Annotated in this window: 21 protein-coding genes; 11 read left to right on the top strand and 10 right to left on the bottom strand. The window is 40.8% G+C overall.

The window, feature by feature from the left end:
- Positions 1–10 precede the first annotated feature (10 nt).
- Both ABJD64_RS13375 and ABJD64_RS13370 read left to right on the top strand, forming a co-directional pair.
- On the top strand, positions 11–964 hold the full coding sequence (locus ABJD64_RS13375; protein ID WP_348179394.1) for a proline iminopeptidase-family hydrolase: 954 nt from the start codon (positions 11–13) through the stop codon (positions 962–964).
- 15 nt (positions 965–979) lie between these two features.
- Positions 980–1,474: a GNAT family N-acetyltransferase gene (locus tag ABJD64_RS13370; protein ID WP_348179393.1), complete on the top strand. Its 495-nt coding sequence runs from the start codon at positions 980–982 to the stop codon at positions 1,472–1,474.
- Here the strand turns inward: ABJD64_RS13370 and ABJD64_RS13365 are convergent.
- Both ABJD64_RS13365 and ABJD64_RS13360 read right to left on the bottom strand, forming a co-directional pair.
- Positions 1,471–1,854, bottom strand: a complete 384-nt coding sequence (locus ABJD64_RS13365; RefSeq protein ID WP_348179392.1) for an SRPBCC domain-containing protein — start codon at positions 1,852–1,854, stop codon at positions 1,471–1,473. The genes ABJD64_RS13370 and ABJD64_RS13365 overlap by 4 nt on opposite strands.
- Positions 1,847–2,158 carry a metalloregulator ArsR/SmtB family transcription factor gene (locus ABJD64_RS13360; RefSeq protein WP_348179391.1) on the bottom strand — a complete coding sequence of 104 codons (312 nt, stop codon included), beginning with the start codon at positions 2,156–2,158 and terminating at the stop codon, positions 1,847–1,849. The genes ABJD64_RS13365 and ABJD64_RS13360 overlap by 8 nt, the downstream gene beginning before the upstream one ends.
- Positions 2,159–2,261: 103 nt before the next feature.
- On the opposite strand from ABJD64_RS13360, the gene ABJD64_RS13355 reads away from it, so the two are divergent.
- Positions 2,262–2,627 carry a DUF1801 domain-containing protein gene (locus ABJD64_RS13355; RefSeq protein ID WP_348179390.1) on the top strand — a complete coding sequence of 122 codons (366 nt, stop codon included), beginning with the start codon at positions 2,262–2,264 and terminating at the stop codon, positions 2,625–2,627.
- A 66-nt stretch (positions 2,628–2,693) separates the two neighbouring features.
- Here ABJD64_RS13355 and ABJD64_RS13350 read toward each other — a convergent pair whose 3' ends face one another.
- Both ABJD64_RS13350 and ABJD64_RS13345 read right to left on the bottom strand, forming a co-directional pair.
- Positions 2,694–3,881, bottom strand: coding sequence for a phosphoglycerate kinase (locus ABJD64_RS13350; RefSeq protein ID WP_348179389.1), 1,188 nt, complete (start codon positions 3,879–3,881; stop codon positions 2,694–2,696).
- Positions 3,882–3,983: 102 nt separating this feature from the next.
- Complete coding sequence (locus ABJD64_RS13345; protein WP_348179388.1) at positions 3,984–4,604, bottom strand: L-threonylcarbamoyladenylate synthase; 621 nt, start codon at positions 4,602–4,604, stop codon at positions 3,984–3,986.
- Positions 4,605–4,683: 79 nt separating this feature from the next.
- Between ABJD64_RS13345 and ABJD64_RS13340 the strand changes: the two genes are divergently transcribed.
- The 5 genes from ABJD64_RS13340 (at position 4,684) to ABJD64_RS13320 (ending at position 12,345) form a co-directional block, all read left to right on the top strand.
- Positions 4,684–5,286 carry a ribonuclease HII gene (locus ABJD64_RS13340; protein ID WP_348179387.1) on the top strand — a complete coding sequence of 201 codons (603 nt, stop codon included), beginning with the start codon at positions 4,684–4,686 and terminating at the stop codon, positions 5,284–5,286.
- Positions 5,287–5,441: 155 nt separating this feature from the next.
- Positions 5,442–8,507: an ATP-binding protein gene (locus ABJD64_RS13335; protein WP_348179386.1), complete on the top strand. Its 3,066-nt coding sequence runs from the start codon at positions 5,442–5,444 to the stop codon at positions 8,505–8,507.
- Positions 8,508–8,626: 119 nt separating this feature from the next.
- On the top strand, positions 8,627–8,980 hold the full coding sequence (locus ABJD64_RS13330; RefSeq protein WP_348179385.1) for a helix-turn-helix transcriptional regulator: 354 nt from the start codon (positions 8,627–8,629) through the stop codon (positions 8,978–8,980).
- Positions 8,965–11,601, top strand: a complete 2,637-nt coding sequence (locus ABJD64_RS13325; protein WP_348179384.1) for an ABC transporter permease — start codon at positions 8,965–8,967, stop codon at positions 11,599–11,601. The genes ABJD64_RS13330 and ABJD64_RS13325 overlap by 16 nt, the downstream gene beginning before the upstream one ends.
- Positions 11,602–11,670: 69 nt before the next feature.
- Complete coding sequence (locus ABJD64_RS13320; RefSeq protein ID WP_348179383.1) at positions 11,671–12,345, top strand: hypothetical protein; 675 nt, start codon at positions 11,671–11,673, stop codon at positions 12,343–12,345.
- An 18-nt stretch (positions 12,346–12,363) separates the two neighbouring features.
- Here ABJD64_RS13320 and ABJD64_RS13315 read toward each other — a convergent pair whose 3' ends face one another.
- The 5 genes from ABJD64_RS13315 to ABJD64_RS13295 all read right to left on the bottom strand — a co-directional run bounded on the left by ABJD64_RS13315 (position 12,364) and on the right by ABJD64_RS13295 (position 16,920).
- Positions 12,364–13,158, bottom strand: a complete 795-nt coding sequence (locus ABJD64_RS13315; RefSeq protein ID WP_348179382.1) for a helix-turn-helix transcriptional regulator — start codon at positions 13,156–13,158, stop codon at positions 12,364–12,366.
- Between the two features lie 100 nt (positions 13,159–13,258).
- Positions 13,259–13,696, bottom strand: coding sequence for a hypothetical protein (locus ABJD64_RS13310; RefSeq protein ID WP_348179381.1), 438 nt, complete (start codon positions 13,694–13,696; stop codon positions 13,259–13,261).
- Positions 13,697–13,887: 191 nt separating this feature from the next.
- The gene (locus ABJD64_RS13305) at positions 13,888–14,562 is read right to left on the bottom strand and encodes a bifunctional 4-hydroxy-2-oxoglutarate aldolase/2-dehydro-3-deoxy-phosphogluconate aldolase (protein ID WP_348179380.1); all 675 of its coding nucleotides are present in this window, start codon (positions 14,560–14,562) and stop codon (positions 13,888–13,890) included.
- A 3-nt stretch (positions 14,563–14,565) separates the two neighbouring features.
- On the bottom strand, positions 14,566–15,786 hold the full coding sequence (locus ABJD64_RS13300) for a 6-phosphofructokinase (protein WP_348179379.1): 1,221 nt from the start codon (positions 15,784–15,786) through the stop codon (positions 14,566–14,568).
- A gap of 93 nt (positions 15,787–15,879) precedes the next feature.
- Positions 15,880–16,920: a sugar kinase gene (locus tag ABJD64_RS13295; RefSeq protein WP_348179378.1), complete on the bottom strand. Its 1,041-nt coding sequence runs from the start codon at positions 16,918–16,920 to the stop codon at positions 15,880–15,882.
- A 165-nt stretch (positions 16,921–17,085) separates the two neighbouring features.
- On the opposite strand from ABJD64_RS13295, the gene ABJD64_RS13290 reads away from it, so the two are divergent.
- Entirely contained in the window at positions 17,086–18,117 is a 1,032-nt protein-coding gene (locus tag ABJD64_RS13290; RefSeq protein ID WP_348179377.1) for a LacI family DNA-binding transcriptional regulator, read from the top strand.
- A gap of 90 nt (positions 18,118–18,207) precedes the next feature.
- On the opposite strand, the gene ABJD64_RS13285 is transcribed toward ABJD64_RS13290, so the two are convergent.
- On the bottom strand, positions 18,208–20,160 hold the full coding sequence (locus ABJD64_RS13285; protein ID WP_348179376.1) for a polysaccharide lyase family 7 protein: 1,953 nt from the start codon (positions 20,158–20,160) through the stop codon (positions 18,208–18,210).
- A 359-nt stretch (positions 20,161–20,519) separates the two neighbouring features.
- Here ABJD64_RS13285 and ABJD64_RS13280 point away from each other — a divergent pair, with 359 nt between their 5' ends.
- A complete protein-coding gene (locus ABJD64_RS13280) occupies positions 20,520–21,245 on the top strand; it encodes a FadR/GntR family transcriptional regulator (protein WP_348179375.1) in 726 nt (241 codons plus the stop codon).
- Positions 21,246–21,500: 255 nt separating this feature from the next.
- Positions 21,501–24,599, top strand: coding sequence for a TonB-dependent receptor (locus tag ABJD64_RS13275; protein ID WP_348179374.1), 3,099 nt, complete (start codon positions 21,501–21,503; stop codon positions 24,597–24,599).
- Positions 24,600–24,613: the final 14 nt, after the last annotated feature.

Genomic DNA, 24,613 nt, shown 5'->3' with positions numbered 1-24,613 from the left:
AACACAAGTCATGAATAAAAGTAAAATTCCAGGATACTTATCCATCTTCTTTATAGCTGGGTTGATAAACTGCCAAACGCCATCTTTGGGTTTGAAAAGCGGAGAAGGTTACGTTGACGTTAAAGGCGGAAAAATATGGTATAGGGTACTTGGAGAGGGCAATCAAACACCACTTTTGATGCTGCATGGAGGGCCTGGAGGTACAAGCAGATCCTTCTACCTTTTCGAACCCCTAACTGCTGATCGCCCCATCATTTTGATGGATCAATTGGGCAGTGGTCGGTCTGACCAGCATGAGGACACCACGTTGCTAACCGTGGATAATTTTGTGGAGCAGGTTGCCGCCTTGAGAATATCGCTCGGGTTGAAAGAGTTTTACTTGCATGGTCATTCGTGGGGAACTGCACTTGCCCTTGAGTACTATGATAAATATCCGGATGGTGTCAAAGCCATCATTTTTAATAGTCCCTATTTTAATACTGCTTTGTGGGAATCTGATGCAGATACTTTGATTAGTACACTTCCTGATTCCATTCAAATGGCCATTAGGGTTGGAGAGGAAACTCAGGAATTCACCTCTTTTTCTTACTTGCAGGCAGATACAGTTTTCTCGAAAAACTTTGGCCGGAGAAAAGAAAAGTTGGTCAGTCCATTAGATACCGTCGAAGCACCAAGAAACAATTTTATCTACAATTACATGTGGGGGCCAACAGAGTTTACGGCCACGGGTACATTAAAGAACTACGACAATATGGAAAGCCTGGAACGAATTGAAGTGCCCACGCTATTTATTACTGGCGAATATGATGAAGCTCGTCCTAAGACTGTTAGCTATTTTCAGAGCCTGGTTCCAAATGCACAGATGGAAGTGGTAGAAGGTGCCGGTCACGGTACCATGCATGACAATCTCGAACAGAACACAGGTATCATTAAGAAATTTCTGAACCAGTTGGAAGGAAAGTAAACCTAAGAGATCATTATGGAAAGTAGGGTTCTAATTCAACAGTTCGGAGCAGACGACTTTGAATTGTATTATCAATTGGTTAGTGACGAACAAGTTATGGCCATGATTACTGGTAAGGCCATGTCGAGAAATGAGGCTCTTGAGGCCTTTGAGGCAACACTGGTAATGAATAAGAAAGATCCCATCCTGGGCAAATACAAGGTTTTCGATGCGCTGTCGAGGGAGTATATCGGTTCGGCCAAGCTGGAGTTAGATGTGCAACAACATAAGCAAGCAGAATTAGGTTACATGCTCTTGCCCTCTTGTTGGGGAAAGGGCTATGGTGGAGCTTTGGCTCAGGCTTTGGTTGAGATCGCTCGTAGACATGGCGGACTCAAAAGCCTCTATGCGATGACAGATCCGAATAACGTTGCTTCTGGCAAGATTCTCACTGCAAGAGGTTTTACGCTTGACCGATTAGGCGAGTACAAAGGGATGCCCAGCAAGTTTTTCAGTATGCGTCTAGACTAAGCATCTATTGCTTCCTTGAGCAACCCGAGGAAATAATCCCAGCCACCTTCAAAGGAAGAAATATCCTGATCCAGTAAAAATTCTTGTTTGAGTTTCACTCTGGTACCTTCATTTTCAAGAATGAAGTCAATGTATACTACGCTTTCTACCTCTCCATAACTTGCAGAATAAACTACTCTTTTGTTTAGTTCTACTTCTTTATATTCTCCCAAGATGATTGTTCCGTCTTCAAAAACAACTTTGTAAATCCCTCCAGGCCTTGGATCGGAAACAACCTCCTTGCCATGCCAGGTCAACATTGCTTTTTCCTCCGTAAAACAGGCAAAAACCTTCTCGACAGGTGCTTTGATCCATATTTCCTTGTATAAACTATTACTCATTTTTTTCCAGGTTTTGTTTAAGTCGATCGAGTCCCTTGTCCCAAAGACTATCAAAAAAACTCATAGCCGCTCTTAGTTCTTCCTTCTTCAAGGCATATATTCTGAAATTCCCATACTTTCTGAAAGAGACCAGGCCACTCTGGGTTAAAATTTTTAAATGCTGAGAAGTGGAGGATTGACTTAGCCCAAGCGCCTGCTCGAGTTCACCTACCGTTTGTTCTTTCTCACCGAGTAACCATACCATTTTGCTACGATTTTCATCGGCGAGTACTTTAAAAACAGAAATGACTGGTACGGTAAGCATGCTTTTATATAATATTATACAATGATAATATAAATATTATAATAAATTAATATAGATTTATGAAATATTCAATGAGTTAATGAATCAATAGACCCATGTATCAATGAACAAGAATCCAAAAGTAGACGAGTATCTCGTAAAGAAGGCACATCCCATGACTACTGAAATCGAAAGAGTCAGAGAAATAATTCTCAATACACATCCGGGAATAGAGGAAACTATTAAATGGAGTAGCCCAACATTTATGTACAAGGGCAACATGGCCTCTTATTTTATGAATGCCAAGAAACATGTCAGTCTCATGTTTCACAAAGGAGCCTTGATTAATGATGAATCGGGACTGCTACAAGGTGATGGGAAAGAGGGGAGAACAGCGAAGTTCTCAACGCTGGATGAAATAGAAAACCGTAAGTCAGATCTGGAGCAGGTGGTAAAGGAATGGATGCGTTTGATGGATGAAGACGGCTGAACGTATGGCCATAAAAAAAGCCTTTCCGCAAAGCGAAAAGGCCCTTAATACTTTAAAGAAATGGAACTAGTTTTCCAAAGCAGCTACGCCGGGCAGCACTTTACCCTCCATATATTCTAATAGGGCTCCACCACCTGTTGATACGTAAGAAACTTTTTCTCCATAGCCCAGATTGTTGATCGCAGATGCAGAGTCACCACCGCCTATCAAAGAAAAACCGTCATTTTCTGTCGCTTTGACTACAGATTCAGCAATGGTATCTGTGCCTTTCGCGTAGTTTGGAAATTCAAATACACCCATTGGGCCATTCCACAGTACAGTTTTAGAACTCTCAACGATTTCAGAGAATTGCTTGCGGGTATCAGGTCCAATGTCCAATCCCATCCAACCATCAGGTATATCTTGGTTGCCAACAGTTTGTCTATTGGCTTCATTATTGAAATCATCCGCAATAACAGTGTCAGAAGGTAAATAGAGCTTTACGCCTTTGGCCTTGGCCTTTTCTTCCAATTCCTTAGTCAATTCCAATTTATCATTTTCACAAAGTGAATTACCTATATTGCCGCCTTTGGCCTTTGTAAAAGTATAGGACATGCCACCTCCAATGATCAGGTTGTCTACTTTGTCGAGCAATTTCTCAATGATCAATATCTTGTCTGACACTTTTGCACCACCCATAATGGCAGTGAAAGGCCTTTGTGGGTTGTTCAATACCTTTTCAGCATTATCAAGCTCGGCTTGCATGACATAGCCGCATACTTTGTCTGCAAAGAACTTAGCTACGATGGTTGTAGAAGCATGCGCGCGGTGTGCCGTTCCGAAGGCATCGTTTACATAAACATCGCCAAGCTTCGATAGTTTTTCAGCAAAAGCTTCATCCCCTTTTGTTTCTTCTTTGTAGAATCTAAGATTATTCAGAAGTAGCACTTCTCCAGGTTGCAGTCCGGCAGCCAGTGATACGGCATCTTCTCCTACGCAGTCTTCTGCGAATTTCACCTCGGTGCCGAATCTTTCAGATAGAGTCGATACCAGGTACTTCAATGAAAATTTCTCTTCCGGTCCGTTTTTTGGGCGACCCAAGTGACTCATCAGAATAGCAGATCCGCCATCAGCCAATATTTTTTTGATCGTCGGCGTAGCGGCTTTGATTCTGGTGTCATCAGTAATTTCAAATTCGGCATTTAAAGGCACGTTGAAATCCACTCGCACTAAGGCTTTCTTGCCTTCAAAATTGAATTGATCTAGTGTGTTCATTGTAATTCGTGTTTATTATCTAATAAATTTTATGGCAATCATGACAGTAATTCTGTCTCTTGGGTCATGCGCTTATTTATTATGAATGGTAAAGTTCTATATTCAATGGCTCAACTTCAAATTTAAGGTTGCCAGTATTTCTTCTTCCGATATGGCCCCGGGTCTCAAAATCACAGGTATTTTATTTTCAAAGGCCACGATGGTAGACTCCAAGCCGTGAAGACTCGGACCACCATCAAGAATGTACTCGATTTGATCTCCAATCTGCTCGTCGACTTCCTGAGCAGTTGTCGGGCTCGCTTGACCGTTCAAATTCGCGCTGGTCACTGCCAATGGAAATTCTATCTGTCCTAGTAGGTCCAAAGCTAACTTATGGTCTGGCACTCTCAATCCCATGGTTTTGCCGTTTGATACCATAACAGGTGATACTTCCTGTGTGGCTTCAAAAATCAATGTCAGGGCTCCGGGCCAATATTTTTCGGCTAAAATTCTTGCATGGTTAGAGATATTTTTCACAAAACCGGTTGCTTTCTCAAGATGATCTACCTGGGCAATCAAGGGCTTGTCCTGTGGGCGTTTCTTGACCCGGAAAATCTCTTTGAGCGTTTCTGTTTTTTGGGCATGACCTGCCAGTCCATAGACTGTATCAGTCGGAATGCCCACCAATTTTCCGGCCCTCAGCAGGTCGGCTGCATGTAATATGTCTGTTCCTATTCTGGCCATTTCAATTAAACGAAATGCGAAGGTACAGAATACATTGAAAACATGAATTTTTAATCCCTAAGATTCCTATTTTTGACTTATGTCTTTAGACTCTTTTTTTCAAAAGAATACCATAGAAGCAGGTTGCGACGAAGCAGGCAGGGGTTGCCTTGCCGGACCGGTGGTAGCTGCTGCGGTCATATTGCCGCCTGACTATACACACGACGTACTCAACGATTCTAAAAAACTAAGTTTCAAACAGAGAAACGCGATCAAGGAAGAAATAAAGAGTGATGCAATTGCCTGGGCCGTAGGTGTTGTTTCGCATACAGAGATTGATGAGATCAATATTTTGAATGCTTCATTTCTTGCTATGCACAGGGCTGTAGATCAGTTAAAGACCAAACCGGAATTGCTGCTGATTGATGGCAACAGATTCAAGCCTTACGATGGTATACCACATGAAACCATTGTAAAAGGTGATGGAAAGTATTATTCCATTGCAGCTGCCTCCGTACTAGCCAAGACCTTTAGGGATGAACTTATGCAAGAGCTTCATCGGGAGTACCCTTCTTATGGTTGGCATACGAATGCAGGCTACCCAACGGTGGCACATCGTGATGCGATAAGGGAATTTGGCATTACCCCTCATCATCGCAAAAGTTTCAGATTGCTGCCCGAACAATTGGAGATATTTGAATAGTTAAGCTCATTATCCAATATGCGACCAATGTTGCGACATTAAATTTGAAATAAGTTAGGTTAATTGCCAAATATTCCATTATTTTTAAGAATCCTTCCAGCCTGCTATAGTTTTAATTTTACGTCTGCCTGTCTTTAATTTAACTATAAGTCTTGATGAGTTTTATAAAGTCAGCCGCGTTGTGCGTTATTCTCCTACCTGTTTTCTTCACTTTTACTAGTGCTCAGTCTAGCGAAAAAGGTCTTCCGTTTATAGATTATTATGCGCCTTCCGATTATCGAGCCGGTAGTTTCAACTTTAATGTTATTAAGGATTCCTTAGGCATCTATTACTTCTCAAATGATGACGGCGTGCTGGTGTACAATGGACAAGATTGGAATCTTATACGAATCACTGACGAAAAAACAGTCTTTTGGATTCAACAAGATGCCAAGGGAACCATTTATGTTGGATCAACTGGGGAATTTGGCTATCTGAAAAGTTCAGCAAGTGGGAGACTGTCTTACGTTTCATTGCTGAATAAAGTAGATTCCCGATATCACGAATTTGGAGCTGTTTGGGAGATAGCATGCACAAGCAGAGAGACCATTTTTAGATCAAAAAAATATATTTTCCGATTGGCAGACGATCAGGTTACCGTCTTTGAACCCACCATGGAGGAATTTGATGTGGCCTTTACCGTTAGGGACACTGTGTTTACACGGGATGTTGGGGTGGGACTGACTGCTATCGTAGGGGATCAAATGAAAAAGGTGGACGGAGGAGAGTACTTCGCAGATATGAAGATCAACATCTTCTTGCCGTATGATCAGGAGCTCCTAATTGGGAGTCGGTATGATGGCATATTTCTCTTAAAGAATGGCGAGGTGAGCGTATTTAAAACTGAAGCTGATGAGTTTTTAAAAAAATACAAAATTTATCATGGATGCGTAACGTATAACGGAAATTTTGCTTTTGCTGCCTATACAAAAGGTGTTGTGGTATTGGACAAAAATGGTCGGCAATTGCAGATGTTGGATGAAACTTCAGGGCTAATTGATTATCAGTATCTGTTTGTTGGCATGTTCGATGCCAACAACTTATGGATTGCCAATGGGGTCGGTACCAGTAAAGTCAAGGTTTTGTCTCCCTTATCTTATTTTGACAGAAGAAAGGGGCTGATTGACGTTGGGTCAGATGTAATTCGATATGAGGGGAATATCTATGCAAGTACGTTACGCGCATTGTATAGGCTAGAGAGAGGTGACTACGGAGCAGACTTTACTCAATTCAATCGGGAGGATTATAATGAGATCTACTCATTAGATATTCTGAATGACAAAATGTTGATTACAACCCAAAAGGGACTGGTCACCTTTGATAATGATCAATTTGACGTAATTGATTCACGCCCCGTTCATTACGCCAAAGTATCAAAGGATCAGACGAAAATTTTTGTAGGAACTGGAGAGATTGGACTTGGCGTGTACTTGAAAAAAAGTAGTGGTTTAGAGTTGCTGAAATTGAACGGTATGAACGAACCAGTCAATAAAATTGTGGAGATTAATGATAAAATCGTATTCATGACCAAGTATGGTACGTTGGGGATCGTTAGCATCCAGTCGGAGCAAGAGCGTTCTTATCTAGAACTGGAGGATCTTTACGCCATTGGAAGTGCAGATATTGTAGAAGTGGGAGATAGTGTTTTGGTAGTGTCGCGCACAGAATCTTTTTTTATAAACTCACAAGCCGAAGTGGTTGGCAAGAAGGCTCTGAATCTAAATAACATCCCAGTAAAAATTAAGCAGGTGGTCGGGATAGATTCTGATAAATTTTGGCTGAGCTATCAGGATAACCTAAGGATAAACTACAATGAACATGTGGTTTTAAAAGATGGAGCTATCACTTCAACAGGCCTGGCCTTTGGCTCACATTTTCACGTCAGTTCTTCATTCGCTGATAAAGACAATGTGATTTGGTTTATTGGAGATGGCGGTGCGGTTCGGTACGATCAAAACATCCCGATGCAGATTCCTACGGAAAGTTTCAGGTGCCATATTGACAAGATGATTTGGGGAAAAGATTCATTGATTTTTGAAAATGGTTTTGATGTTGATCCTGTAGAACTACCTCACGACAGAACGGATGTTAGATTCACATTTTTTACCAATGAGATTAATGCAAGTGATGAGAGTGTTTTTCAATATCGCCTAGTAGGGCGTGAGGATCAATGGTCGGATTGGTCACGAGAATTCAAAAAGGATTACACAGATTTGAGTGCTGGAGAGTACATTTTTCACGTCAGAGCAAAAAATGCAATTAACCAAATCAGTGAAACAGACGCATACCATTTTTATGTTAACAAGCCCTGGTACCTGACGAAATGGAGTATTATTGGACATTTAATTTTGGTGTCGGGTATGATATATGGGCTGTTTAGAATAAGGATGGCGAATCTGGAGCAGGCTAAACTGAAATTGGAAAAACTAATATCCAAACGTACCGCAGAAGTAGAAGCACAAAAGCGTGATATTGAAACACAAAGGCTTGTTTTGCAAAATGCAAACGACACCAAAAATCAACTCTTTTCAATTATTGGTCATGATCTGAGGAGTCCGCTCAATTCCCTTCAAGGGCTTACGGATTTAATTCATCATTATCAAGATGAACAGCAACTTGATATGGTCGATGAAATGGTGAACCATATGGCGGATTCAGTAAAGCGTCTTAGGCATTTGCTAGATAACCTACTCACCTGGGCACTCAATCAATCGGGTAATTTTAAAGTGAATCCCGAACTCATTGAAGTCGATTTTTTCCTTAAGGAAATTATCTCAATCTTGAAGGAATCAGCCAAATCAAAAAGCATCGATATAGAATTGAAAGGAGCATCCGGTTGCCTGATTCATGCAGATAGGAATTCACTATCGACCGTCATTAGAAACCTGATCAACAATGCTATCAAATTTTCACATGAAGACTCTATCATTCAGGTGGACTATTATTGTGATCATAAAAAAACGACCATTAAAATTACAGACCAAGGAGTAGGTATCTCCAATGATAAGTTGGAGGAAATATTCGAACTTACTCATTCCACCTATGGTACTAACAACGAAAAAGGTACAGGGTTGGGGCTGGTGCTCGTGAGTGAGTTTATGGCCCTGAATGATGGGTCAATCTATGTAGATAGTGAACTTGGAAAAGGAACTACGTTCACTCTCGAATTTCCTAATAAATAGTTGTCGTTCGTCTTTTTGCAATTGCATTTTGTCATAAAAATCACCATTTGATTTGCAAATAGGAAACTAATGTTTCTACATTGCCGTATTTAACTCCTAATTGTAGAATAAATAGACTTATGAAAGGAACCTATCTTGGAGAATTTGAAGAGCTTGTACTTTTAGTCATTGGTGTACTCAACGAAAATGCTTATAGCATTTCTATAAAAGAAGAACTCAAACAACGAACTGGAAGAAACCCAAGTATTGGTGCACTTCATTCTGCACTCAACCGATTGACTGAAAAGGGATTTATAAGTTCAGAAGAGGGAGGTGCCACAAAGGAGCGCGGAGGGAGAAGAAAGCGTTTTTATTCGATTACTTCGGCAGGGCGGGCTGCAGCCAGAGAAGCTCATGATCTACGTACAGGTTTGTATCAGGCTATGCCGAGTTTATCATTTAGAGGATTGTCTCTCACATGGATGAATCATTAATTCCACCAAAGTGGGCGATCAGTCTACTGGATAAGCTGTGCAAGGAAGAGCATGCTGAAATGCTCAAAGGAGACTTGCATGAACTCTACGTGGAAAGATGCCAAAGGAAGGGGCGCCGGTGGGCGAAATTATTTGTAATGCTTGATGTACTGGACTTGCTCAGGCCTTTTTTACTTAAACGAAACTCAATAACTCATAATAATACGACAGCCATGTTTAAAAATTTTATCAAAATTGCTTATCGAAATTTCATGCGTCAACGCGTATATAGCCTGATTAATACATCTGGACTGGCCATAGGCGTGGCCTGCTTTCTGCTGATTTTTCTGTATATTCATGATGAATTGAGCTATGATCAATTTCATTCTAAATCTGACCGCACTTACCGACTCATAGAACACTTCGAAAGCGATGGAGTAGGTGAGCACTCTGCAAGCCAGCCTTTCCCCGTAGGCCCCGCACTGGTCAACGACTATCCAAATGAGGTGGAACATATGACGAGGTTGTTTGACTTTCAATCCCCTTTTCTGACACTTTCAAACCGAAAATTGGATCGTAATTTTAACGAGTCCAGATTGTTTTTTGTGGACTCTACTTTCTTCGAGGTTTTTGATTTTCAAATGATTGTTGGAGATAAACGCACGGCACTCGATGAACCAAACACGATATTAATCACAGAGTCCATGGCTAAAAAGTACTTTAGCGATGAAAATCCTCTGGGTCAGGTGCTTGAATTCCAGGGAGAACGGAAACTGGTCATCAAAGGCATTATGGCAGATGCACCGCATAATTCTCATTTTCAATTTGACTTTCTGGCGTCGTTTTCGACCTTGAGGTCCCACTATCAGGACAGAACCATGGAAAGGTGGTATTGGAATCCATGCTGGACGTACGTGGTACTTAGAGAGGATGCCTCACCCGAGCGATTCACTCAAATGATGCCTGACTTTGTTCAAAAGTATTTTAGTGAGAATATCAGGGATGATGTCACAATGGAATTGCAACCCTTGAATGACATTCACTTGAAGTCCAAACTGGACTACGAAATCCAAGCCAATAGCAATGAGAGTAATATTTATGTTTTTTCTGCCGTAGCCGTCTTTGTACTCCTCATAGCAGTGATCAATTTTATTAATCTCTCAACTGCCAGAGCCACAAAAAGAGCGAAGGAAGTAGGTATTCGTAAGGCGCTTGGGAGTTTGAAAAAGCAACTCATCTATCAGTTTATTTTTGAGTCAGTGCTTCAGACCATATTGGCCTTGCTGGTGGCCATACTCAGTATTGTGCTTTTATTAGCGAGTTTCAATCAACTGACAGAAAAATCTATCAGCTTGATGACATTTTTGGCACCGGAGTATTTGTTTGCTATCGTGGGCATGGCTTTGCTCGTAGGACTGGTTGCGGGCTTCTACCCGGCATTTGTGCTCTCATCGTTCAAAACTACTGAAGTGATTAAAGGTGGGAAACTGAACAATCATGGAATGAATTTTCGTAAGATACTGGTTATCATGCAGTTCACTATTTCTATGATATTGATAGTGAGTACCATCATGGCTATCAATCAACTCAAGTTCCTTCAAAATGATGATTTGGGATTCAATAAAGAGGCAGTCTTGATGGTACCGGTGCTCGGAACACCGATTGCTCAGCACTACGAAAATATGAAAAGTGAAATGCTCACTCAGCCTTACATAAAGTCAATCACTGCACTAGAAGAAGTGTTGGGAGCCAAGCATCAGGTAATGAACTATACCTTTGAGGGTATTGAAAAGTCGAAGCCCTATCCACGGTTATTTGTCAGACATGATTTTCTCAAAACCTTTGATATTCCATTGCTGGCAGGCAGAACCTACGACCAGTCTTATGTTACTGATGATACTCTGGCATTAATTGTAAATGAAACTATGATCAAACAATTGGGTTATGGTACGGCCGAACAGGCCATTGGCAAATCCTTTAGGGGAATGGGACGTAATGGAAAAATCATCGGCGTGGTACAAGATTTTAACTATGCTTCTAAGCATCACCCCATGTCTCCGATCACTCTGGATTTGTGGACAGCTCCTTTTACTTTCGATCTGTTCATAAAATATATGGCAGTAAAGGTAGATGGAGAGCATCTGCAAGAGTCTATTGCAATGGTAGAATCCACCTGGCAAAAGTTTATTCCCAGCAGGCCTTTTGAATATTTCTTTCTCGAAGACAGACTTAACGAATCTTACAAATCTGAGACTAAGCTAAGTAAGATTACAACCATCTTTTCATTACTGGCCATTTTGGTTGCGTGTCTTGGGCTTTTTGGTTTGGCAACATTCACTATGGAACAGCGAACCAAAGAGATTGGAATCAGAAAGGTACTTGGTATTAAAACTTCCCAAATCATACTCCTTTTATCGAAAGATTTTATGCTACTGGTTGGTTTGTCTTTTGTAATTGCGGTACCTATGGCTTACCTAATGATAGATTGGTGGTTGGCTGGGTTTGCCTACCGGGTGGATCTGGTGCTTTGGCCATTTATAGTGGCAGGTGTAGCCACTTTTTTGGTAGCGATGATTACCGTAGGAGCTCATTCTCTTAGAGCGGCGACCATCAATCCTGTAAATACTTTGAAGTACGAATAATAATCTCCGGCTTTTAAATTCAAGTGCGATAGGATGAGATATGTTGTGATTCTTATAATAAGTCTTACGATGAGCGTGAAGATTAACGCTCAAAACAAGGTATTCGCTTTCTATGAATATGACATAAAGGATGGAATGACAGATCAGTTTGTCAATGGTTACGCTAAAGATCTGGAATGGCATAAATCTCAAAAAGACGATTGGTCATGGTTAGGTTGGTTTGTCACAAATGGTAAAAGAAGAGGGAGGTTTATTGATGCCACCCCAGACCATGAATGGACTGATTTTGATCAATGGAAAGTAGACAGAGCGGAAAATGTAAGACACAATAAGATCCATTGGGTGCCTTATGTTGAGAACTATTCAGGTAGCTACAATATCATGATTGATGAATACAGTGCACCAAAGCCGAATTGGCTAACCAGTGCATTCTTACAGGTGTATTCACTGAAGGTGAAAATTGGCAGAGATGGCGTATTTAGAAAGTTTTTAAGCGATTTCAAAGTTCTGGCCAATAGAAAAGAACTTCCCTTTGTCTGGATGCAAACGGTTTCAGGAGGAGGCGTTTCAGAATATCAACTTTTTGTTGGCATCAGTAGGGTGGAAGAGCTTGGAAAGTGCATGGATCTTTTTGATTTCTCAATGGCCAAAAGTGATATTATTCAAAATTACTCCAATGCTGTTGAGTCCAATACCTCCGAACTTTGGCGTTACAGCAGCCAGTTGACACTGTTAGTTGAATGATCCAGCGCAAAGTCTGACTTATTGACCATTTTGTATTTGGTTTGAAAACGAATCGTACACTTTGTAAAGGAGTATCGTTTCCAGTAATGTAGCTGGAATCAGTACGAATACACCGAAAATAGCCAGTACGAAAGTTAAAAAGAATAGCCCTGCCAGCATTTCCAGCATTCCTGCGATTTTTGAGAGATCTCCAAGTTCTTTTCCAAGCTTAAAGAGGGCGACACCAAATGCCAGATTAATTCCTCCAAAAGCGACCGATTCTATGCCCTTAATGAGGAAGAATTCCTCTTCTGTGATGGCCGAAAACAGAGATATGATGTCATGAATTTCAATGATAATCATTGCGCCTAGCATGAAGTAGGCGGTTATTTTCATCAAGCCATGTTTGAAGTTTTTCCCTACCTCTGCAAAGCCTAGCATAAAGAAAATGTAGACGCCTAAGATTACAATTTTGACCGTAGTATACAGCAAGGAAAAATAGGCTGGTAGATCTACTTCAAACCGGTAAAAATCGAGACCAGCCTCAACAAACGCCGTAACGAAATAAATTATTCCGCAGATCCATGCGATCTTCAACTTTTCGAGGCGCCCTTTGATGTGAAAGGTTTTTTCCATCTGCTGGTAGTCGAATTCCAGCGCGTCGAGAATAATTCTAAGTGTGCTCTCCCTTGGAGTCACTTCTCCGGCCTCAATTCTTTGAAGAGTTCTTACACTTACATTACAGCGTTCTACTAATTCTTCTTGAGTGATTTTTTTCTCTTGTCTGAGTGAAATAATGGTTTGCCCGAGTTTGGGTTGTGATAGAGTAGCCATATCCGTCTGGTTTTTTTACAAGCTTAAGCCTCACTGGCCTCAGTGTCAAAAAAATTACTTGAATTAGACCCGACACTTACCCGACATTTCTAGGAAAAGCCTATTTGGTGAATTTAATCAGGTTTTTTACCAGCAAAACTTCAATCATCAATAGCCAAAAAAGAACCACAAATTCCATAGAAATCATGGTATACCATTCGAAAGGATAAGTCAAGGTGGAAACATCGTAGCCAAAACTCAAATAGATAAGAATGCTACTGCCCAGAATAACAACAGCAAAAATAATGGCAAAAGCGAATGAAAGTTGTGGTGTTTTCTGGGCTACAAAACGCATGAGCATGTAGCTGTGGCGAAAGGCGATTAAACTACCCCCAAGATAGAAAATAGCTGTAAGTGGATTCGTTATGATCGAGAAAAACTCAAGTGGAGGATCGAACGTGGTCAGGTACTTGAAATCAAATAAATAGCCTACGAAAAGAATGGAAAACAAACTAAATCCAATGTTCCAATACCTTTCGTTTTTTTCTATTTTGATCACTTCTACCCTTATTCAAATGGACGCCCAAAAATGCTAATAACGGTTGACTTATAAAAAGGATACTCAAAATAGCATGCTTATTTTTTTGTATTCTAATTAATAATGCTGGATACAAAAAAAGACCCTCCATCTGAGGGCCTTTTTATTGATGCATAATCCATCGGGCAACGGATTATTCTTTAATAAACACACTAATCTTTTCTTAATTTTTTTATCAACGCTAGCGTCGCTTTCACCTTACTAGTCAGACCGGCATAGTCAAATTCACCCTCAGAGTTTTTCACAAAGAGCTTAGACCCCATGCCTACACAATGAACGCCTGCATGGATCCAGCCCTTAAGGTTGTCTTCTGTAGGTTCTACACCACCGGTTGGCATAATACTGCTCCAGGGGAAAGGTCCTTTTACCGCTGCTACAAATGATGGGCCTCCAACTTGCGAGCCAGGAAAAATTTTCACGACCTCGGCACCCAATTCCTCAGCATATGAGATCTCAGTAAGTGAACCGCATCCTGGTGACCAGGCAATCTTTCTTCTATTGCAGACCTTGGCCATATCGGCGTTGAGAATGGGAGATACAATAAAGTTGGCTCCATTTTGAATGTAAAGAGATGTAGTACCGGCGTCTATCACAGAACCAATACCTAAGATCATTTCAGGAGTTTCTTCTGCCGCATATTTATTCAATTCAGTAAAAACTTCTTGAGCATAATCTCCTCTGTTTACAAATTCAAATACTCTCACACCGCCATCATAGCAAGCTTTTAATATCTTCTTACAGATTTCAATATCCTTGTGGTAAAATACAGGCACCATTCCGGTTGCCCCCATCTGTTGCGCTACTTCTATTCTTGTAAATCGTGCCATTTTCTAGTTCCAGTTTAATATTTTGTTGAATTCGTAATCTTGTGGGTTAGCTATGAGCTTAACGGCTTTCGCCGAATCTGCTTCTTCGAGGAAGTGCAGATTCTTAAAACCTAACTTTGATATTTCTGCGTTGATGTCGACAAGTCGGGGTGGTATCACGCCGTCACCATTTTCAAATTCTGAAAGAAACATAGGTTTGATATCTCCTCTTGAGTTGGTTGTTACGATGCACCCAGTGACATCGTCATCAAATAATTTTTTCACACCAATTCCAAGCAGCGTACAAAGCGTAAGGTCATAACCGATAGGTCGGCAGCATCTAAGTTCGTAACCTAATTCTACCGGTCTGCTTTTGATTTCAATACCCAGTGTTTTAAGTTTTTCCTGAACCAGGACGTTGAATATGTTTGACTTACTCACGTTGCCCAACTCAGGATGGCCATGTGCGTCATAAGTAAAAAGGATGCCAGAGTCTTTCAATTCTTGCTCGTCTATCAGATGAAAAACGCCCTCACTTACCAGAGCCACGCCGTAGTTAATATTTTCTACTTTCCTTTTAATCATCGATGAGATAATCAGATTGACTACCTTATCCAAAGTGATATTCGTTTTATTGAACATCTCGGGGATAATGAGCATGGGAAAGTGACAAGCTGAAGCGATCCCAAAAGCCAGATGTCCTGCCGACCTTCCCATAGCGGACATGATGAACCAATTTTGGCTGGTGATGGCATCCTCATAAATGGTATTGCCGATCTTCACGCCTTCATCTTTAGCAGAATGAAATCCAAATGTTGGATTTCGATCAGGTAAAGGCAGGTCATTGTCAATAGTCTTAGGCACGTGGATGTTCTTTACATCCGCCTGACTCTTTTTTAGATATTTGGCAAGCCGGTTGGCTGTGCTAGCCGTGTCATCACCGCCGATGGTTACCAATAATTTAACATTATTGTCAATGAAAAACTTAGCGCTGAAATCCTCTTCCTTAGGTTTGAATCTGCTCATAACTAGCGTAGATCCGCCTCTGCTGAATATTCTATCTGCATATGCAAAATCAAAATCAATAAGATCTGGCTTTTCAGATAGGATTCCCTTGTATCCACCATGTACACCCAGTACACGGTAACCACTTTTTAAAAAGGTTTTGGCAACCGTACTGACCACGGTATTGATCCCTGGTGCCGGTCCGCCACCGCATATGATAGCTATTGATTGATTTGACATAATTTTCATTTAAAAAAAAGGGGAGGGACAGTCACGGTTTGTTTACGAGTTCTAGGAAAAAACTAATGTTCTAACTGTACCCTCCCCGATGTACTATCTGGCTACTCTACCTGATGCGTCTCCACCCATCAGTTTTTCAACTTCTGCTACCGTTACCAGATTAGCGTCTCCTTTAATAGTATGTTTTAAGCATGAGGCCGCCACTGCGAAGTCCAATGCATTTTGGTCATCTTCCGGATATTTCAGCAAACCGTAGATGAGACCTCCCATGAATGAATCTCCGCCGCCTACACGATCCACAATGTCGGTGATTTGATACTGACGGGTTTCATACATTTTGTCGCCGTCGTATAATACACCTGCCCAAGTGTTGTGCGAGGCAGATATACTTCCTCTAAGTGTAGTAATTACTTTTTTAGCTTTTGGAAATTTTTTCATCATTTGCTGACAAACAGATAGGAAAGCCTCAGCCTTCACGTCGTGCCCCTGAGTAGTAATGTCCAGGCCTTCAGGTTTGATACCGAAGTGCATTTCAGCGTCTTCTTCATTGCCTAAAATGACGTCACAATAAGAAGTCAATTCCGTCATGATAGCTTCTCGGTCGCCGCCAAACTTCCAAAGTTTAGCTCTGTAGTTCAAATCAGTCGAAATGGTGATGCCCATTTCACTGGCAGCTTTCACCGCCTCCAGGCAAGCATCTGCTGCACCTTGTGAGATAGCTGGAGTGATGCCAGTCCAATGAAACCATTCAGCTTCTTTGAATACTTCTTTCCAGTCGATCATACCAGCCTCGATCTCTGCCATAGCAGAATGAGCTCGGTCATAGACTACTTTGCTTCCTCTGCTCACGGCACCTGTTTCCAAGAAATAAATACCCAGTCGATCCCCGCCAAAGATGATATTTTCGGTGTTTACGCCTCTTTTCCTCATCTCCATCAGTGCACATTCGCCAATATCATTCTTAGGGAGTCGTGTCACAAAATCTACCGGAACACCATAATTGGCCAGTGATACAGCTACATTAGATTCGCCTCCGCCATACACTACATCGAAGTTATTGGCTTGAGAAAATCTTAAAAATCCCTGTGGAGCTAATCTCAACATGATCTCTCCAAATGTCACTACCTTTTTCATAATCTTATAATGTTTTGCTTTTTTCGTGTACGTTAACGGAACTATTCAAAAATAAATCCCTCAGAAGAAGGATTTTTGTATCGTGTTCGTTAACGATGAATACAAATGTAGTATATTGCTGGTAAATACAAAATGATTCAAGCTTTTTTTTAATATTTGCCGTCAATGAAGAGAATTACCATAAAGGAAATCGCCCATAAGGCTGGAGTGTCAGTGGGAACCGTGGATCGGGTATTGCATAAAAGAGGAGAAGTAGCGGAAAAAACAAAACAGCTGGTTTTGAAGATCGCCAAGGAGGGTAATTATCAAACCAATGTTTTTGCAAGAAATCTAAAACTCAATAAGACCTATCATCTGGCGATATTACTACCCGAAGACAACGAGTATTGGAAAACTCAGCGGAAAGGAATAGAGGATGCTGCCAATGAATATGAATACTTAGGTGTACAGTTGCAATTCTATACCTTCGATCGAAGCAATCGTGATTCTTTTATAGAGCAGTCAAATCTGGCCATTGAATCAAAGCCAGATGGCGTGATACTTGCACCTATAATAACCGACGAGGCTGAGCAGATTTGTGCGCAGTTGAAGCAAAGTGATATCCCGTACGTTTTCGTTGATTCGAACCTGAAGACGGCAGAACCGCTAGCATTTATTGGTCAGGACACTATTCAAAGTGGATATTTGGCTGCTAAGTTGCTTAACATCGGGTTTGATCATGGACATCCGGCCGTAATTGCCATTTATACAGACTTTGACAGTTTGAATAAAACAATTGATGAGAGAATTTCCGGGTTTAAAAAATTCTATACCGAACAAGGTTGGTCATTGAGTCTAATTAGCGAATTGAAGATTCCAAGTGGATTTGAGATCAAGGAGGTGAAAGAATGGACTGCCAATAATGGCAGGTTACATCTGTTTGTGCCTAATTCCAGAACGCATCAAATTGTAGATCGCCTGGAAAGTACGCAATATGAAGGATTGACAAGAATTATAGGATACGATAAAATTCAGTTGAACGTAGATGTCCTTAAGGATAATAAAGTCGATTTTATCATAAATCAAAATCCGTATAGACAAGGCAGTTTAGGCGTTCAGGCTTTATATAAGCATCTGATAATCAAAGGAGAGATAGAGCCCTTTCAATACATGCCTCTTGATATACTTACGAAAGAGAATGTTGAGTTTGCGAATTAATTTAAAAGAGACCGTCTCATGAGACGGCCTCTTTTAAATTGTCCCAGTCAATAAGTAGGCACTTAAGGCCTGGCTCACCTTTGAAGGGATCTAGTTATGTGAAACCCAGAAATCATATACCAGTACTTCACCATAATTATTAGGATTGTCTGTATCACTGCCTTCTCTGTCCGGATTGCTTTGCGTGTAGTTACCAACCTTGAAGTAGGATTGATCATAGTTAAGATTCATCACATACGAGTTGCTTCCATCTTTGACCAAATAACCAGATGCGTTTCCGCTGGTATAGGCGTTGGCCAGATTTCCATCTTCACTGTAGTAACAATAGTGCTTGCCATTGACCACTTCAAAAATCACCTCATGTTGAGTACCCAGGGTGTAATTGGTTTTAATGGTAAGATCACTTCTCAGCTGTCCTCCATTAAAACTTAAGAAAAGATGCGAACCCTCCAGTCTCAATACCATGGCGTCGTCGATACCGTCCGACTTGTTACCATGGATTTGTGTGGCCACCAAGTGATCTTTGTTTATTGGAAGATGCGTAATGGCTTGCTTCGAATATACCATGTGAGTTCCTGAGGTCGTCCAATAGATGTCCGATGAGCCGTCAGCTTTTCTTTCTCTCAGTTCAGACCTGATGTAGTCGCTATTGGGAGTTGAGCCGTTGTTACTTCTGATCGGTACTCTAAAGACAATGGCGTCTTTATCATCGTTTACATAAAAGTACTCATTGGATTCCTGATAAAGTGTTTTATCCTCGACCCCATCTGGGTAAGTGATTTTCCATTGATTATAGTTGGCCATCAGGTCAGACGGGTATTGGGCAGTTCCACCGCTTCCACCTGAAGGGGTGGAAGTAACTGACTTGCTACTCGAGCCATTTCCAGAACCATCAAAGGCAACTACGCTAAAGGTATAAGTAGTGCCGTTAGATAATCCTGTAATTGTTTTGCCAGTAGATGATGAGATGATACTTCCTCCGTTATAGGAAATTAATACATGATCAAAATCCGAATCAGATGGATTACTCCAGGAAAGACTAACTTGACCATTGCCAGCAATGGCACTTAGGTTCGATACAGCTCCTGGTGGAGTGTTATCTCCGCCGCCGCCAGTAGATCCCCAGATTTCAGCTTCGGTTACACTGTTCCAGGTGTTGCTTGAGTTGCCAAATCCCGTGATTCTCACGTAGCGGGCATTTACGGCATCAAAAGTATAAGTTTCTAAGGCAGTGGTATTCCCGGAACTACCAGATGAGGAAGCGTCATAAACTGTGCTAAGGCTGGATGTAGTTGCTCCTGCTCGTATTTTGAAATAAGAATTTCTTTGATCTCCCTTAAACCAAGCAATTTTCATGCTTTGGACACTCTTACTACTTCCCAGATCATATGTGATATACTGGCCGCTTCCATTGGCAGACCATCTGGTGCCTAAGTTACCATCCAAAGTATTGGATGGTACATTGCCATCATTCGCACTGGCCGACACAGATGAGATGGTCAGTTTACCTGAAGAGCCTGATCCGGAGCCACTTCCCTCTACCAGACTAAAATCATCAAATCGGCCGGTTCCTCCATTGTACTTTCCATAAATGGTAATACTTGTACTGCTTCCCGAATTGAAGGAAACACTGACCTGTGTCCATTCACTATAATCGCCACCATCACTGTGGTCGTTGCTCCCTGCTATTGCACCGATTGTACCTTTTTCAAGTATGTAGGCAGATAAGATGTAATCAGTATTTGCAGTTACGCCTACAGTCTGCTCAAACTTTCCTGCTGAGCCTGTAATTTTGGCTGATTTTGATCCTGAGTTTGCACTACTTGAAATGGCTGAGGGGTCGGAGTCATTCCATCCGGACCAACTGCTCTCGAATCCGGAATTTGATAAACTAACGTTGTCGCCGGCAGCCATTTTTGCATTTTGAATTTCAGAGGCCCCTGGTTTCAGATTCTCTTCCTGACAGCTGGTGGTAAGAAGGAACGAAAAAGCCATTAAAAGGGAGTAGATCCCATTTCTCAAAGTACTTGAATTGATTTTCATTTTGTTTTAGTTAGATGAATAAATGTTACGATTGGTCTCTGTTAGTCGACTAATAACTGGTAAACCAATTAGCAATAAGAAGAAAATCGACATTTTTAACAACTCATTTACAAAATGTCAATTGGTTGCTCGGTGTTTTTATTTACCTCAGGTACGATTTAGTAAAAATTGAAAAAATAAGCATATATAGACGATTTATAGACATAAATGGCTTTTTATGAAATATTTTGAGCGATTTATTAAAATTTATGAATCAAAAAATACCTGCGAAAAGACAGGTATTTGTATGGAATTGTTTGTGTTTTAAAAAAATAATATTAAATTGGTCGACCAATTAACAATTGTATTAAAACAAATCAATGGAATTGCTTAAGAACTTTAGTCAGATAGTTATCGAAACACCGGTTGATCAGATCATCAATCAGATCAAGCAACTTATTACGTCAGGGCAACTGAAGCCAGGTGATAAACTTCCCTCGGAAAGAAAATTGTGTGATGTGCTGGGAGTAGGAAGGACCCATCTAAGAGATGCTATCAAAAAACTGGAATTTTACGGAATACTAAAGACCTTACCACAGAGCGGTACCGTGGTCGCAGGTATGGGAATTACAGCCTTAGAGGGGTTGATTTCTGACGTGCTTAAACTGGAAGGTGATGATTTCAGTTCTTTGGTCGAAACACGTGTAATTCTCGAAACCAATAGTGCAGTTCTGGCTGCGGAGCGTAGAACAGGTAATGATATCAGAGAAATAGAAAAGGCATTATTTGCTCATAGAGCTAAAATTGAGCAAAAAGACCATGCTGTTGAAGAGGATTTGATGTTTCACCTTAAGATAGCGGAAGCCAGCAAGAACTCTGTTCTCAAGTCTCTGATGTTGATTATTACGCCAGATATACTGTCCTATTTTAAGCAGCACGATGTATGCGGAGATGGGAGGTCATTAAAGGCAGTAGAGCAACACGAAAAAATATTAGAACATATAAAAAACCAGGATGCAACGGAAGTGGGCAAAGTGATGCGGGAGCATTTGGGAGATATCCTGGACTACTCGAAAACGATACAAGTAGAACAAATATATAACTAACAAAAAACGAAACGAATGAGGAAATGACGCAGGACTAAAAAACAAAGATGGATTAACCAAGGGTTAACCCATCCGTCGCGGGATCAATCAAATCAATGTATAAAATATCAATTTGGCCATCGGTATTTTCATTGACATGATCAATTGCTGATACAAAGATAACTAAATACTGTTATTCTACAGGAAAGGTTTGTCTTTTTTACCTACCCGCATCAGCATCTAACTATTTACTAAGTGTGAACAAAATCATTTATAATGAAAAACATTTTACTATTATCTAAACGCTACCAGAAGCACAGTTTTGCTGCATTGCTGATGGTGTTGAATGTGATGATAATAACTCCGGTATTCGCTCAGGACATTAAGGTGTCAGGAGTAGTCAGCTCAGAAGATAATGAGCCATTGCCAGGAGTAACGATCATAATACAAGGAACTGCACAAGGAACGGTTACAGATATTAATGGAAACTATGTATTGGAAACAGCTTCTGATGCTGTTTTGGACTTTTCTTTTATAGGGTATTTAAAACAAAGTATAAGCGTAGGTGGAAGAGCTTCAATTGACGTAGCCCTAAAGCCGGATGTTGAGCAACTAGAGGAAGTAGTTGTAATTGGGTATGGTACGCAAAAGAAGTCTCATTTGACTGGGGCAATATCAAAAGTAGAAAATACCAACATGGACCAAATACCAGTATCAAGAGCTGATCAAGCTTTGGTAGGACGTGTTGCCGGTATGAATGTACAGTCTACTGGCCCTGATGGTGTAGGTAGCGCACCTACCATTCAAATTCGTGGAGTTGGATCTATTACCGGTGGTTCAGGACCGCTTTTGGTAATCGATGGAGTGGCTGTTGATTCAGACTTTTGGACCAACATTGATATGAATGACGTGGCTTCCATAGAAGTATTGAAAGATGCCGCTTCTGCTGCAATTTTTGGATCGCGAGGAGCCAATGGTGTAGTTATGATTACTACCAAGACCGGTGAATCTGGTAAAACCAAATTTGCATATAACGGATTTTATGGATGGCAGGACGTAAAGAGGAACCCTGACTACAACACATCTGTGGCTGATGGTATTGCTGCGGAAATGGCAGCCAATGATGGTTTGACTGCAAGATCTAGATACAAGCAGTTAATCGGAGTGGATAATAACTGGCAGGATATCATTTTTGATGGAGGAAATACACAGAGTCATACCCTTAGCGCTCGTGGAGGAAATGAGTCAACTACTTTTAGTACGGCTATGACTTATGCTCATGATGAAGGTGTACTACTAACTGATGATTTCAAAAAATACAACCTGAAGGCAAAAGTTGATACGAAAGTAAACGATGATTTGTCCTTTGGCGTGAGCTTGAACCCATCTTATACTGAGAGAAGAAGGTTTGACGGATCTACTCATGATATTTTGAGACAAACGCCTTGGTTGCCAGTCTATCACGATGAAAATACGATTCGATATGTGGATAGAACTGTATATCCTGATGTGCAAGTAGGTGATTACGCGATACAGCGCCATTTTGATAACTATGATTTAGATGGTGATGGTACTTTAATTGATATCAGTAATACCTCTAATACAAACCCTGCAGCCAAAGTGCTAGAGAGAGATAGAAGAGATTTTCAATTCAAGATGTTTGGTAAGTTTTATACCAAATACAAATTGAGTGATAATTTTTCTGTTCAAGCTGCATTGTCAGGCGATATTCAAAATACGGAAAGACAGAGATGGCAAGGTGTAGAATCCAATAGAAATGGAGCTTCAGCGGCTTCTTTGGACATAAATAATGAAAACAAAGTGCATGTGGTAACTCAAGGGTTTTTGAATTACAAGCAGGCTTTTGGCAATCATGACATTTCTGCTACGGCTGGTGTTGTTGCAGAACGGTACGAGGAGAAGTATTCTAATGTGTCAGGAACAGGATATGAGTTTGATTTTGTACCTACCCTTGATGCCGCAGCAGAAGCTTCAGCATGGGGATCATTCGAAAGGGAGAAAAGACTATTGTCTTTTATTGCTCGTGTGAATTATTCCTTCTCTGACAAATATTTGGCCTCTGTCAGTTTTAGAAGAGATGGTAGTTCGGTTTTTGGTCCTGAGAATAAGTACGGTAATTTCCCTGCTGTATCTGTGGGATGGAGAATTTCTGAGGAATCATTTTTGGCGGGATCTAGCCTTATCAACAATTTGAAGTTAAGAGCAAGTTTTGGTATCACAGGAAACGACCAAATCTCAACTGGCAACCAAACAAGTAACAGGTTGAACGACTGGTATTCACCTACCGCTCTACTTAGCTCTAGAACAGCGATAGTAGGTGGAGCTACAGCCACTGCCTTTAATCCTCAAAATATTGCAAATCCAGAACTAGGATGGGAGAGATCCATTGAATTCAATCCAGCTATCGACTTTGGGTTTTTAGATAATATTATCTCTGGTTCTATTGATTACTATAAAAGAACGAGTGATGACTTGTTGCTGAATGTAGATGTATCAGGGGTTACTGGTTTCAACAATGCTTTGGTCAATATAGGAGAGGTAACCAACGAGGGTATAGAATTTGAGTTGAGAACCAATAACATTAGAGTTAATAAGTTTAGATGGACAACTACGTTTTTAGGGTCTAGAAACAAAAACACTCTGACAGATTTTGCCAATTCGGACGGCTTAATTCAGAGTGTAGATGAGAAAAGAGCAGCAGAATGGATTAGCTCAGTAGGCGATCCTATTTCGTCTTTCTATGGATATGTAGTAGATCGAGAGATTCCACTTGAGTATCTGGTAGATGCGTATCACCCAATTGGCGGACAAGCACAGGATGTATATGTGAGAGACTTGAACGGTGATGGTCAAATCGACGAAGATGATAAGACCATATTGGGAAGTCCATATCCGGATTTTATTTGGAGTATCACGAATTCATTCTCTTTGGGGGATTTTGATTTCTCTTTTATGTTCCAGGGAAGCCATGGTGCAGAAGTGAGAAATATGGGCGATCAATACCTATACAATCATTTTAATAGTCAGCAAGATTTTGACCCTGCGACTACTCCAGATCAAGAATTTATCCAGCAGAAAATTTTCACTAATTCAATCGTGCAAGATGCTTCGTACATCGCGCTTCGAAACGTGAATTTGGGTTACAACTTACCATCCAGAATAGTTTCTAGGATAGGGATGACAAGTGCAAGGTTATATGTAAGTGGATCAAATTTGATGTATATCAAAGGAGATAACTATACAGGATTTAACCCTGAATCATTGACTACTACATCACCGACGACTTACGGTTATCAGAGAGCTGGAGCTCCTATAGCAAGATCTTTGGTGACAGGCGTAATCATTGAATTTTAATCTGGGTGATGATC

Origin of the sequence: Reichenbachiella sp. (genome assembly GCF_039944555.1) — a bacterium.
GTDB lineage: Bacteria > Bacteroidota > Bacteroidia > Cytophagales > Cyclobacteriaceae > Reichenbachiella.
The sequence above is the reverse complement of the archived record's forward strand: the minus strand, read 5'-3'. Positions and strand labels throughout refer to the sequence as shown.